This window comes from Paraburkholderia sp. RL18-101-BIB-B (genome assembly GCF_046026985.1).
Lineage (GTDB): Bacteria > Pseudomonadota > Gammaproteobacteria > Burkholderiales > Burkholderiaceae > Paraburkholderia.
The window spans coordinates 237,533-250,246 of record NZ_JARESV010000009.1; the positions used below are offsets into that span (position 1 = coordinate 237,533).

At 64.4% G+C, this 12,714-nt stretch carries 11 protein-coding genes; 9 read left to right on the forward strand and 2 right to left on the reverse strand.

The window, feature by feature from the left end; genetic code table 11:
- Nucleotides 1-109: 109 nt before the first annotated feature.
- Nucleotides 110-1,669: an ABC1 kinase family protein gene (locus P0D73_RS16700; protein WP_408432128.1), complete on the reverse strand. Its 1,560-nt coding sequence runs from the start codon at nucleotides 1,667-1,669 to the stop codon at nucleotides 110-112.
- 185 nt (nucleotides 1,670-1,854) lie between these two features.
- Here P0D73_RS16700 and P0D73_RS16705 point away from each other — a divergent pair, with 185 nt between their 5' ends.
- Nucleotides 1,855-2,610 (forward strand): DeoR/GlpR family DNA-binding transcription regulator, encoded by a 756-nt coding sequence (locus P0D73_RS16705; RefSeq protein WP_132382701.1) that lies wholly within the window; start codon nucleotides 1,855-1,857, stop codon nucleotides 2,608-2,610.
- A gap of 20 nt (nucleotides 2,611-2,630) precedes the next feature.
- On the opposite strand, the gene P0D73_RS16710 is transcribed toward P0D73_RS16705, so the two are convergent.
- The gene (locus P0D73_RS16710; RefSeq protein ID WP_408432130.1) at nucleotides 2,631-3,785 is read right to left on the reverse strand and encodes a 2-aminoethylphosphonate--pyruvate transaminase; all 1,155 of its coding nucleotides are present in this window, start codon (nucleotides 3,783-3,785) and stop codon (nucleotides 2,631-2,633) included.
- Between the two features lie 355 nt (nucleotides 3,786-4,140).
- Here P0D73_RS16710 and phnS point away from each other — a divergent pair, with 355 nt between their 5' ends.
- The 8 genes from phnS to P0D73_RS16750 all read left to right on the forward strand — a co-directional run bounded on the left by phnS (nucleotide 4,141) and on the right by P0D73_RS16750 (nucleotide 12,398).
- Nucleotides 4,141-5,229, forward strand: a complete 1,089-nt coding sequence (phnS, locus tag P0D73_RS16715; RefSeq protein ID WP_132382705.1) for a 2-aminoethylphosphonate ABC transporter substrate-binding protein — start codon at nucleotides 4,141-4,143, stop codon at nucleotides 5,227-5,229.
- A 126-nt stretch (nucleotides 5,230-5,355) separates the two neighbouring features.
- The gene (phnT, locus tag P0D73_RS16720; RefSeq protein ID WP_408432132.1) at nucleotides 5,356-6,456 is read left to right on the forward strand and encodes a 2-aminoethylphosphonate ABC transport system ATP-binding subunit PhnT; all 1,101 of its coding nucleotides are present in this window, start codon (nucleotides 5,356-5,358) and stop codon (nucleotides 6,454-6,456) included.
- On the forward strand, nucleotides 6,434-7,381 hold the full coding sequence (locus P0D73_RS16725) for a 2-aminoethylphosphonate ABC transporter permease subunit (protein ID WP_132382709.1): 948 nt from the start codon (nucleotides 6,434-6,436) through the stop codon (nucleotides 7,379-7,381). Before phnT ends, P0D73_RS16725 begins: the two co-directional genes overlap by 23 nt.
- On the forward strand, nucleotides 7,371-8,234 hold the full coding sequence (phnV, locus tag P0D73_RS16730; RefSeq protein ID WP_408177219.1) for a 2-aminoethylphosphonate ABC transport system, membrane component PhnV: 864 nt from the start codon (nucleotides 7,371-7,373) through the stop codon (nucleotides 8,232-8,234). The genes P0D73_RS16725 and phnV overlap by 11 nt, the downstream gene beginning before the upstream one ends.
- Before the next feature lie 76 nt (nucleotides 8,235-8,310).
- Nucleotides 8,311-9,045, forward strand: a complete 735-nt coding sequence (locus P0D73_RS16735; RefSeq protein ID WP_408177220.1) for a phosphonate utilization associated transcriptional regulator — start codon at nucleotides 8,311-8,313, stop codon at nucleotides 9,043-9,045.
- Nucleotides 9,046-9,101: 56 nt separating this feature from the next.
- Nucleotides 9,102-10,385: a phosphonoacetate hydrolase gene (phnA, locus tag P0D73_RS16740; RefSeq protein WP_408177221.1), complete on the forward strand. Its 1,284-nt coding sequence runs from the start codon at nucleotides 9,102-9,104 to the stop codon at nucleotides 10,383-10,385.
- A complete protein-coding gene (phnY, locus tag P0D73_RS16745) occupies nucleotides 10,382-11,833 on the forward strand; it encodes a phosphonoacetaldehyde dehydrogenase (RefSeq protein ID WP_408432134.1) in 1,452 nt (483 codons plus the stop codon). Before phnA ends, phnY begins: the two co-directional genes overlap by 4 nt.
- Nucleotides 11,834-11,837: 4 nt before the next feature.
- Nucleotides 11,838-12,398, forward strand: a complete 561-nt coding sequence (locus P0D73_RS16750; protein ID WP_408281490.1) for a phosphonate degradation HD-domain oxygenase — start codon at nucleotides 11,838-11,840, stop codon at nucleotides 12,396-12,398.
- Nucleotides 12,399-12,714 lie beyond the last annotated feature (316 nt).

Below are 12,714 nucleotides of genomic sequence, written 5' to 3' on the forward strand. Positions count from 1 at the left end.
TTGCGTGAAAAAACGCCATCTTGTCGGGATACGCGACGCGCGTCTTGTTCGAAGCTGCAATCGGCGGAGTGCTCCGCCGCACTGCGGTCCGCGGGGCGCGCCGACGCCATCACCACATCAGCAGCACCGTTCCTGCGCCGAGCACGCCGCCACACACCGCACACGCCCACAGCAGCACACGCGTGCGCCGATATTCGCGGCCAATCTCCGCCATCAGTTGCGCATTCTGCTGCGGCGTGCGCGCGCGATCATGCTCGTGTTGCAGATAGCGAACCGCCAGTTGCGGCATACGCGGCAGCATGTGCGCGAGATGCGGCAACTCGCGCCCGATCCGTTTGATCCAGCCGCGGTGATCGACGTCGCGCCGCGCGATATCCGCCAGCACGCCGCGGGTGATACTCCATGTGTCGACGCCCGGATGCAGCGCGCGCGCCAGCATTTCCGCTTGATGAAACGAGCGCTGCGCGGTCGCGAGCCGTCCGGGCACCGCGCCCTCGAACGGATTCACCGCGTGCAGCAGATGATGAAGCAGCGAGCCCGCCGAACGGTCTTCCGGCTCGGCCGCGAAATGCGCTTCGGCGCGCGTGCGCAGTTCGGCTTCGAGCACCTCGGCGCGCGTGTCGTGCGGCACGTGCCCGGCATCGCGATGCATTTCGGCGAGCCGCCCGTAGTCCTGGTCGAACAGCGCGGTCGCGCCGTGCACGAAGAACTCGCGCTCGTCGGTCGAGAGACTCGACATGATCGAGAATTCCGCCAGCACGAGGCGTCCCAGCGTGTCCGGTTCGATACTCACGCGCACGCGCCGGGCGTCGAGCGTGGCGTGAAAGAAGCCGTGCTCGAACGCCTGCTCGGTGACGACTTCGACGATATGCGCGGCAAGCGGCGCGAGCTTGATGTGATGCGCGTGGAGGCCTGGCAAGTCGCTCGCCGGCAAGGTGCTGACGCGCTGCATCGTCAGCGTGTAGGGGTTGCACAGGTCCCAGATCACGTCCGGCACGACGATGCGCTTGTCGCCGTCGAAATGATGGCCGGTCTGGCTGAGATTGGCGGCTTCGGCGCGCAGGTCGAAGCGGCGCAGGATGTCGTCGGTGAAGGTTTGCGCCAGCGTGCGCAGTTGCAGGCGGCGCGCGGTACCGGAGAACTTCTCCAGCCAGCGCGCGACCCAGCGCAGCAGCGCGAGTTCGTCGCCAATCTGTTGCAGCTGGTCGGCGCGCACCAGCTTGATCGCTACCTCGTAATGGCCGTTCACCGGCGCGAGCAGCCGCGCCAAATGCGTCTGTTCGGCGAAGCCGCCGCGCACCGGCACCAGATCCACGGCGCTGAAGAGCGTGGCGAGCGGCTTGCCGAAAGCGCGAGCGAGTGCCTGTTCGGACTCGTGCGGCGGCAGCGGGGCCTCCATGTGATCGATCGCGTCGATGGCGTCGTGCAAGGTGCCGGTCGCGAGCTCAGGCCGTTCGACGAGCGTTTCTGCGAATCGACCCGCGAGTGGCCCGAGCGCCGGCAGCACGCCGCTCAGGCTCTTGCCGCTACGTTCGGCCGTATGCAAACGACCGACCATCTCGATCATCCAGTGCAGTTTGTGGTCTGCGGGCGCGGCAAGCCAGATCAGGCGCGCGCCGTAGCGCAGCGCGTGGAACAGTAACAGTAGACGGCGAAACAGTGGCGGCATCGGCAGTTCGGTTGACGGGTCACGCGGCGTCCACCTCTATCGAGGGATATTCGCGCACGGCCAGGGCGTTCAGATTAGCAGGTAAGCGCGCCAGGAGGAGCATCGCCGCGCCATGCGTAATACAATACGCCGGCCTTCTCCAACCGTGGCGAAACCCAAGCGTGCCGGTTTCCGGCCTTTCATCGATGCTCGCAGAACAACGTCACCAATACATCCTGGCGCAAGTCGCCAAAACCGGCGCTCTCTCTGTCGCGGAGCTGGTGCGCGAACTGAACGTGTCGCGCGAGACCATTCGCCGGGATTTGAACGCGCTGGCCGGGCGCGGCCTGCTGGTCACGACTCACGGCGGCGCGCTGTCGAGCGACCGGCGCGAGCCCGACCTCGATACCCGCGAAGCCGCGAATGCCGGCGCGAAGCGCGCCATCGGCGAACGCGCGGCCGAGTTCGTGCCGGACGGCGCGTCCCTGATCATCGACTCGGGCAGCACCACGCAGGCGGTGGCGCGGGCGTTGCTCGACCGGCATCGTCTGTCGGTGTACACGAACGACTGGCGGATCGCGCTGCTGCTCGGGCGCCGCAACGACAACCGCATCACGCTGCTGGGCGGCGAGCTGTCCGATATCGAAGACGCCACCTTCGGGCTCGATACCGTCCATCAGCTGACGCAGTACCACGCGGACTTCGCCTTCATCGGCGCGGGTGGGATTTCGCCGGACGGCTATCTGACCGACTACAGCCGCATGGCCGCCGAGGTACGCAGCCGCATGATCGCCGCGGCGGACATGGTGGTGGTGGTCGCCGATCATTCGAAGTTCGGCCGCGTGACGCCGGTGCGCATCAACGGGATCGAGTCGGCGCGTTATCTGGTGACCGAGCTGGCTCCCGAGCGCGCGCTCGGCAAGGCGATCACGGCGCACGGTCCGGAAATCCTGATCGCCTGAGCGCGCCCCGGCTTGCCGAACTATTTCACCCGGATGCCCAGCCGCTCGAGCGTGCGTCCGATCGCGGCTACCGCGTTGTGAAGTTCGTTCGCATCGATCGCGCCGATGCAACCCACGCGAAACGTTTCCACTTGCGTCAGCTTGCCCGGATACAGCACGTAGCCGGCTTCGCGCACGGCGGCATAGAACGCCGCGAATTGCCACGCCGGATCGCGCGGCGCGTGGAAGGTGACGATCACCGGCGCCTGCACCTCGGGCTTCAGAAACGGCTCGAAGCCAAGCGCTTTCATTCCGCTGACCAATGCCGCGCAGTTGCGCGTATAACGCGCGCCGCGCGCCGGCTGGCCGCCTTCGGCGTTGAACTGGTCGAGTGCCTCGCGCAATGCGGCCACCACATGGGTCGGCGGCGTGAAGCGCCACTGTGTCGTCTTCTGCATATAGACGTATTGATCGTGCAGATCCAGCGCGAGCGAGGGCGAACGGCCTTCGCTATCCTCCAGCACGCTGCGCCGCACAATCACGAAACCCATGCCGGGCACGCCTTCGAGGCACTTGCCGCTCGCCGAGATCAGCGCGTCGATGCCGCCACGGCGCAGGTCGATCGGCAACGCGCCGAACGAACTCATGGCGTCGACGATCAGGCTCTTGCCGTGCCGCTGACATACCGCGGCGATATCGTCGAGCGGATTGAGCAGGCCGGCGCTCGTTTCCAGATGCACTTGCGCGACGTGGCTGATGCGCGAATCGAGATTGAAGGCGTCTTCGATGGCGGCGGCGCCGACCGGCTCGTCCTCGCGCAACGCCAATTCGATGTAAGCGATGCCCATTCGCTGCAATATTTTGATCAGCCGGGCACAATACGCGCCGTTGTTCGGAACCAGCACACAGCCCTGGCGCGGCACCAGCGTGCCGAGGGCCGCTTCGACCGCGAACGTTCCACTGCCTTGAAGCGGTACGCATACATAGTCATTTTCACCATGTACGATCTTCAGGAGGTCGGCGCACACGCTGTGGGTCATGCGGTTGAACGCGGCGTCCCACGAACCCCAGTCGCGCAGCATCGCTTCGCGCGTCCGGGGTGAGGTGGTGAGCGGCCCCGGGGTCAACAGGATTGGGTCGTTTCCAAGGATCACATCAGGGATCACACCAGGGGTCACACCAGCCTCCGTCATCATCTGAACGAACGCCGCCCAGGCCGGGCGACGAAAAGATTGATTTGGATATTATTGGCGAATTGTGTCATTTTTTGGAACTCTGCAGAATCGTCATGGCGTTGTCATGGAAACCTGTGATCCTTGCCGTGCCCATTCAGGCATGGCCGGCAGCGCGGGTGTCGTAGCTGGGCTGTGAGTCAGGCTGGAAAGAATCGACAAGAGGGCAGCAAAGTTGTTGGCAATCTGCAATCCGCATGAAGCTGCACGACAGCTTGATGCGGGCAACACGCAAGCGGCGCGGCGCTACCGCCGTTCAATCACAACAGGTATCGGGATCTCCCGACCGTCTGGTTTTTTGCCTTTCGGAGAAAGCGACATGACAAAGACGAATTCCCTTCACGCCACGGCCGGCCTCGTACGCAAACTGCTGCCGGCGCTGGTCGCCGCGGCGGCATTCGGCGGCACGGCCATGCAGGCGCACGCGGCCGACGCAGTGGTGCTGTACACCGCCGACGGCCTCGAGAACCTCTATAAGGATGTGCTGCCGGCCTTCGAAAAGAAGGAAGGCGTGAAGGTCAACATCGTCACGGCGGGTAGCGGCGAAGTGGTGAACCGCGCCACCATCGAAAAGGATCAGCCTAAGGCCGACGTGCTCGTCACGCTGCCGCCGTTCATCCAGCAAGCCGACCAGAGCGGCCTGCTGCAGGCTTATCAGAGCGCCAACTACAAGAACGTGCCGGCGATCGCCAAGGCGTCGAATGGCGCGTGGGCGACCTTCGTGAACAACTACTTCTCGTTCGCGATCAACCCGGAAGTCACCAAGACCCAGCCGAAGACCTTCGCCGACCTGCTGCACCCGGACTTCAGCGGCAAGGTCGCCTACTCGAACCCGGCCACGGCGGGCGACGGCATGGCCGTGATCATCCTGACCTCGTCGCTGATGGGTGAAGACAAGGCGTTCGACTATCTGAAGAAGCTCGAAAACAGCGCCAAGTTCCACACCAAGGGCACGGGCTACCTCGACGTGCTGCTCTCGCGCAACGAAATCGCGGTTGCCAACGGCGACCTGCAAATGGACCTGGACGACGCGGCCAATGGCGGCCTGTCGCTCAAGCCGATTTTCCTCGCACACGAAGGCGGCCAGCCGACCACGTTCCAGCTGCCGTACGCGATCGGCCTGATCAAGAATGGCCCGAACCAGGCTGAAGGCAAGAAGCTGATCGACTACCTGATGTCGAAGGAAGTGCAGGCGAAGGTGCCGGACATCTTCGGTATTCCGGGCCGCACTGACGTGCCGCTCACCGGCAAGAACGGCGAAGCCGTCAAGCAGGCTATCGCGGGCGTGAAGCTGATTCCGGTGGACTGGAATCAGGTGATGGCGAAGAAAGCCGACTGGACGGCGCGTTGGAAGAACGACGTGATCGGTTCGTCGGGCAAGCAGCTCGAAGTGGTCAAGCCGAAGTAAGCCGTCGTTCGTAGCGTCATCGACGTCACTCAGTCATATAGCCGGGTGACGTTGCAGAATCAGGCGGCGCCTGCGGGACTCCCCAAGGCGCTGCGTCAGCATTAATTCCGTTGGAGGATGAACCCGGTGAATACCGCCAGTCTTGCTCAACCAGGCGCGCTCGGCGCCTCACCGGACGCGCTCGATGCCGCGCATTCGACTACGCCGGGCGGCGTGCAGATCGACCATCTGACGGTGCGCTTCGGTTCGCGCACAGTGCTCGACGATCTGTCGTTGACCATCCAGCGCGGCGAATTGCTCACCGTGCTCGGCCGCAGCGGCTGCGGCAAGACGACGTTGTTGCGTTTCATAGCCGGGTTTATCGAAGCGGACGGACTGGCCGGCACGTTGACCGTGGCCGGTCACGATCTCACTCACGTGCCGCCGCACAAGCGCAATCTCGGTCTGCTGTTCCAGAGCTATGCGCTGTTTCCCCATCTGTCGGTGTTCGAGAACGTGGCCTTCGGGTTGCGCGCGCGCCGCACGCCGTCCAAAGATGTCGCGCGACGCGTCGTCGACGCGTTGAAGCTGGTGCAACTCGGCGACGCCGGCCACGTGATGCCCGCGCAATTGTCGGGCGGCATGCAGCAGCGCGTGGCGCTTGCGCGCGCGCTCGTGATCGAGCCCGATGTGCTGCTGCTCGACGAACCGCTTTCCGCACTCGACGCCAATCTGCGCGCGTCGGTGCGTTCCGAACTCAAGTCGCTGCATGAGCGCCTGCCGAATCTGACGATCGTCTGCGTGACGCACGATCAGGACGACGCGCTGGTGCTGTCCGACCGCACGCTGCTGATGCGCGAAGGCCGCATCGCGCAACTCGGCACGCCGCAACAGTTGTACGACACGCCGGCCGACGGCTTTGTCGCGCGTTATCTGGGCGCGGCCAATCTGCTGCCGCCGCAGGTCGCCTTCAGTATGGGCGACGCACGCCACAACGAGCGCGATCGCGTGGCCTGTCTGCGTCCGGAGGCATTGCGGATCGTGCCGCTCGGCGAAGGGCAGTTGCACGGCGCGATCGCTTCGGTCGAATGGTATGGCGCGGTGTTGTCGGTATCCGTCGTATTGGACGCGATGCCCAACGAGCCGGTGCTCGTCACCATGCAGCGCGGCCACGGCATGATGCCGGAGAAGGGCGCGCGTATTTCCCTGCGTTACGAGGCTGACGATGTCGTCCTTATCAACCCCTGATACGCCCAATCCGCTCGGCTCGGCCGCCGCTGCCGACGCCCGCCGCAGCGCCAGCGCCGCCTCGCATGCGGCCGCGGTGAAGCGCCGCGAACGCGCCGCGCAATGGCATCTGCTGTTCATCGCCGTGGTGGTGCTCGGGCCGCTGGTCATCTATCCGCTCGTGCGCCTCGTGCTGCTGAGTCTGACCGGACCGCACGGCTTGAGCCTGCATGCGTACTCTGCGTTCTTCGGCAATCCGGAAACGAGCGGCGTGATCGGCACGACGCTGTGGATCCTGTTTGCCAGTGCCGGGCTCGCGTCGCTGCTCGGCGTCGCGCTGGCGTCGATCCTGTTTTTCAAGCCGTTTCCCGGCGCGCGGATGATCACGCGGTTTCTCGAACTGTTCGTCGCGTTCCCGTCGTTTCTGGTCGCCTTCACGCTGATCTTTCTGTACGGCTCGCAAGGCTCGGTCAGCATCGGCTTGCAGCGGCTCTTTCATCTGCAGAACCCGCCGCTCGATTTCCTGTTCGGCGTGGGCGGTGTGATTCTCGCGGAAGTGGTGTTCTACGCGCCGTTTGTCGTGCGTCCCACGCTGGCCTCGTTCGCCACGCTCGACATGCGTCTGATCGAAGCCGCCCGCAGTCTCGGCGCGAGTGGCTGGATGGTCGCGTTCAAGGTGATCCTGCCACTCGCGTGGCCGGGCATCGCCGCGGGCACGATCCTGTGCTTTCTGCTGACGCTCAACGAGTTCGGCATTCTGCTCGTGCTCGGCAGCGCGCATCTGATCACGCTGCCGGTGGCGATCTACAGTTCCGCTACCGTCGATCTCGATCTGCCGACCGCCGCCGCCGGCGCGGTCGTGATGCTGATCATGTCTTTGTCGCTGTACGCGTTGTACCGCCAGGTCAACCGTCGCAAGGTGAAAGGAGCGGGCCATGGCCGTTGAACTCGACCCGACCGTTTTGCCGGTCATGCACAAGAAAGCGCGGCCGGTGCGCCGCAGTCTGGTGGTGCGCATGCTCGGCGGCGCGTTTCTCGGTTTTTCCGCCTTGCTGTGTTTCTGGCTGTTCGTGTTGCCGGTGGTGGTCGTCGCACTGTCGAGCGTGGCCGCGCACTGGTCCGGTACGATCCTGCCCGACGGCTTCAGCACGCGCTGGTTCGAGCGTCTCGGTTCGAGCGACTTCGATGCCATTACGACGAGCCTCGAAATCGGTATCGGCGTCGCGGTGCTCGGCACGATCCTCGGCCTGTGGCTCGCGCTGGCGCTCGAAGGGCGCGACCGCCGCGGGCTCGGCGCCATCGTCGACACCATCGCGATGATGCCGAACGGCGTGCCGAGCGTGGTGCTCGGGCTCGCGGTGCTGATCGCGTATCACAAGCGGCCGTTCGATCTGTCGAGCTCGGCGGCGATCGTCGTGTTCGTGCAACTGGCGCTAGTGCTGCCGTTCTGCTACCGCTGCGCGGCCGCCGCGTTGCGCCCGGAGCTGACGATTCTGCGCGAAGCGGCGGCGAGCCTCGGTGCGCCGCCTTCGATGGTGTTGCGCCGTGTCGTGCTGCCGCAACTGGTGCCGGCGATCCGCGCGAGTCTCGCGCTAGGCTTCGCGCTCTCGCTCGGCGAACTCGGCGCCACGCTGACCGTGTATCCGCCGGGATTCGCGACGGTGCCGATCGTGGTCGTCGGTCAGGTGGAACGCGGCTATTACCTGCCGGCCTCCGCGCTGTCGCTGATTCTTCTGCTGGTCTCGCTTGCTGCGCTTCTGCTGATCGCTGCGCGCGTCCCGCGCCGCCGGACGGACTGACGAGCAACTTCTGATGCGTGTGCCGGCATGCCGTGGCGGCGCGCCTGCACATATCGATGTGGCAAAATTTGTCAAAATGACCGAATATATGCAAACTGCTTCTGTCGATCCGATTGAGGTTGTGCGCAGGCATTCGCTGACGACGCTGGTTCGCGACGAAATCGAACGGCACATCGTCGAGGGGGCGCTCGCGCCCGGCGACAAGCTCAACGAAGCCGACTGGGCGACGCGTCTGCAGGTGTCGCGCGGGCCCGTGCGCGAGGCGTTTCGCGCGCTGGAGCAGGCCGGCCTGGTGCGGACCGAGAAGAACCGCGGCGTGTTCGTGCGGACGCTGTCGCTGGCGGAAGCGGATGAGATTTACGCGGTGCGCGCGGTGCTCGAAGAGGCGGCGTGCCGGATGCTGGCGGTCAGTATCGATGCCCGCAAGCTGGCGGGATTGCGCGACTGGCTCGACGCGATGCGCGCGGCGCTCGACGCCCAGGATCACGATGCCTATGCGCGCGCGAATGTGGCGTTTCACGACGCGCTGGTGGCGGCATCGGGCAATTCGAAGCTGTATGAGACGTACCGCAGGCTGGTGTGCGAATTGAGCTTGTTTCGACGTGCCGCGCTGGTGGTGCACGCCGATGCGATGGAGCGCTCGCTGGCCGAACATCGCGCGATCCTGACGGCGGTGGCCTCGCGCGACGCCGACCATGCCGCGGCGCTGATGCATGCACACGTGAACGGCGGCATGCAGCGCGCTCACGCGGCGTGCGAACCGGCGGGGCCGTTGAGCGTGGTGCGCATGCCGACGGCGTCGAACGATTGAGATGGTTGCAACGAACTGACTACAACGCGCGTGCCCGGCACGCATGGAAGGGAACGATGGCGAATACAGACACGAGTACCAGCGAACGCACGATCGAAGTCAACGGCCGCAGCTACCGGCTACCCTCGCGACCGACGGTGGTGGTGTGCGTCGACGGCTGCGAATTCGATTATCTGGAAGCCGCGGTCGCGGCGGGCGTGGCGCCGTTTATCGGCAAGATGCTCAAGGGCGGTGGCGCCTTCAAGGGGGACTGCGTGATCCCTTCGTTCACCAACCCGAACAATCTGTCGATCGTGTGCGGCGTGCCGCCTTCGGTGCACGGCATCTGCGGCAACTACTTCTGGGATCCGGACGCGAACGGCGGCGAGGGCGCGGAAGTGATGATGAACGACCCCGCGTATCTGCGCGCGGGCACCTTGCTCGCCGCTGCCGCCGAAGCCGGCGCCGCGGTCGCCGTGGTCACCGCGAAAGACAAGTTGCGCCGGCTGCTCGGCTGGCAGTTGAAAGGCATCTGTTTTTCGGCGGAAAAAGCCGACAAGGTGACGCTCGAGGAAAACGGTATCGGCGAAGTACTCGATCTGGTCGGCTTGCCGGTGCCCGATGTGTATAGCGCCGGGCTGTCCGAATTCGTGTTCGCCGCCGGCGTGCGGCTCGCGCAGACGCGGCAACTCGACCTCATGTATCTGTCGACGACCGACTACATCCAGCACAAATGGGCGCCGGGTACCGAGGGCGCGAACGCGTTCTACGCAATGATGGACGGCTACCTCGCGAAGCTCGACGCGCTCGGCTGGGTGATCGGCCTGACCGCCGACCACGGCATGAACGCCAAGCACGATCCGCAGACCGGCGAGCCGAACGTGATCTATCTGCAGGATGTGCTCGACGACTGGCTCGGCGCCGGCCGTGCGCGCGTCATTCTGCCGATCACGGATCCGTATGTGGTGCATCACGGCGCGCTCGGCTCGTTCGCAACCATCTATCTGCCGCGCGATGTCAGCGTCGCGCAGGTGATCGAGCGGATCGGCGGCTTGCAGGGGATCGATACCGTGCTCGACAACCAGGCGGCGTGCGAGCGCTTCGAGCTGCCGAACGACCGCGTCGGCGATATCGTCGTGGTCAGCACGAAGCATGTCGTGCTCGGCACGCGGCGCGCTGAACATGATCTGTCTGGACTGACCGTGCCGTTGCGTTCGCATGGCGGGATTTCCGAACAGGAAGTGCCGCTGCTGTTCAACCGGCGTGTCGAAGCATTGCCGTCCAGCGGCGGCGATGGTGGCAAGAGGCTGCGCAACTTCGATATCTTCGACATCGCCTTGAATCGCGTGTCGTCATCATGAACGCCGTGCTGCGGGACCATCCGGCTTTTCGGGCGGAAGCGCTGCGGCTCAAAGGCGAGCGCGTGACGCGCTCGCGCACGCTCGATGTGTTCGATCCGTATACGGGAACGCGCGTGGGCACGGTCCCGCTGGCGAGCGTCGATGACGTGCGCGCTGCGTTCGAATACGCGGCGGCCTATCAGGCGCAACTCACGCGTTACGAACGCTCGCAGATTCTCGAGCGCGCGGCGGCGCTCATGCGCGAGCGGACCGAAGAGGCGTCGGACCTGATTTCGCTCGAGTCGGGTTTGTCGAAGCAGGACTCGCGCTATGAGATCGGCCGCGTGGCCGATGTGTTCAAGTTTGCGTCGATCGAAGCGTTGCGTGACGACGGGCAGAGCTTCTCCTGCGATCTGACGCCGCACGGCAAGAAGCGGCGCGTGTTCTCGCAGCGCGAGCCGCTGGCGGGCGTGATCGTCGCGATTACGCCGTTCAACCATCCGATGAACCAGGTCGCGCACAAGATCGCGCCGGCCATTGCGACGAACAATCGGGTGGTGCTGAAGCCATCGGAGAAGGTGCCGCTGTCGGCGCTGTATCTCGCCGACGTTCTGTACGAAGCCGGCTTGCCCGCGCCGATGCTGCAGGTGCTGACCGGCGATCCGCGCGAAATCGCCGATGAGCTGATCACGCATCCGTTGGCGGAACTCGTCACGTTCACGGGCGGCGTGGCGATCGGCAAATACATTGCGGGCAAGGCGGCGTACCGGCGCGTGGTGCTGGAACTGGGCGGCAACGATCCGCTGATCGTGCTCGACGACGCCGATCTGGACCGCGCGGCGACGCTCGCCGTACAGGGCTCGTATAAAAACTCCGGGCAGCGCTGCACCGCGGTCAAACGGATGCTCGTGCAAAAGAGCGTGGCCGCGGATTTCACCGATCTGGTGGTCGAGAAGACGCGGGCCTGGTCTTTCGGCGATCCGTTCGATGCATCGAATCAGATGGGCACCGTGATCGACGTCGCCGCGGCGCAGCTTTTCGAGGCGCGCGTGAATGAGGCGGTGGCGAGCGGGGCGCGTCTGCTTGTGGGCAATCAGCGCAAGGGCGCATTGTATGCGCCGACGGTGCTGGACGGCGTCGATCCGTCGATGACGCTGGTGCGCGAGGAAACCTTCGGGCCGGTGTCGCCGATCATCACCTTCGACACGCTCGACGACGCCATCCGTATCAGCAACGGCACGCCGTTCGGGTTGTCGTCGGGCGTCTGCACGAACCGGCAGGATGCGATCACGCGCCTCATCAATGAATTGCGCGTGGGCACGGTCAACGTGTGGGAAGTGCCGGGCTACCGGATCGAGTTGACGCCGTTCGGCGGCATCAAGGACTCCGGGCTTGGCTATAAGGAAGGCGTTCAGGAAGCCATGAAGAGCTTCACCAATCTGAAGACCTTTTCATTACCGTGGGAGTAATAGCGTGGCATTGAATGTGAAGGACATCCGTTCGCTGTTCGAGCAATACGGCAAGCTGGCTTATAGCGGCGAGCCGGTGACGCAGCTTGAACATGCGTTGCAGAGCGGCTTATTGGCGGAAGAGGCTGGTGCCGATGAGGAACTGGTTGCCGCGGCGTTTCTGCATGACCTCGGCCATTTGCTCAATCTGCAAGGCGAGACGCCGACGGAGCGGGGCATCGACGATCTGCATCAGTATTTCGCGCTGCCGTTTCTGCGGCCGGTGCTGTCGAATGCGGTGTTGGAGCCGATTCGTTTGCACGTCGACGCCAAGCGCTGCCTATGCGCCATTGACGACACGTATTTCGGCCAGCTTTCCGCCGATTCGGTGCGGAGTCTGGAGTTGCAGGGCGGCATCTTCAGCAAGGAGGAGGCTGAAGCGTTCCTGCAAAAACCCTATGCGGAAGACGCATTGCGCCTGCGCAGGTGGGACGATCTCGCCAAGGAAGAGAATCGCGCGACGCCGGATCTTGATCACTATTTAGGTATTGTCGAACGGGTAATGCTTAAGCACGCGGCTGTTTGAGGGCTGTTCAATGTTGCGCGGTTTTCGGTGCTTCTCGCGCTTGCTGGTCTGCCGATTTTGTCGTCGTCCTCGCGCCGTTTCTGGCGCAATTCATGCCTATCAAAATAACGCTTGCAAGGCGGAGTTGGGCTCGCTAGAATCTCGCTCTTTCGTGCTCCGGACAGCGGGGCACGGGAGGCGGGAGAGCCAGCAGTGGCAGGGCTTTCAGCGAAGTGGGCAGGTTCAGGGAGTTGGAAAAAACCTGTTGACGACGTAGCGAAAGTTCTTCATAATCTCGTTTCTCTGCTGCTGATGCAGCGACGCAGAACGAAGCGGT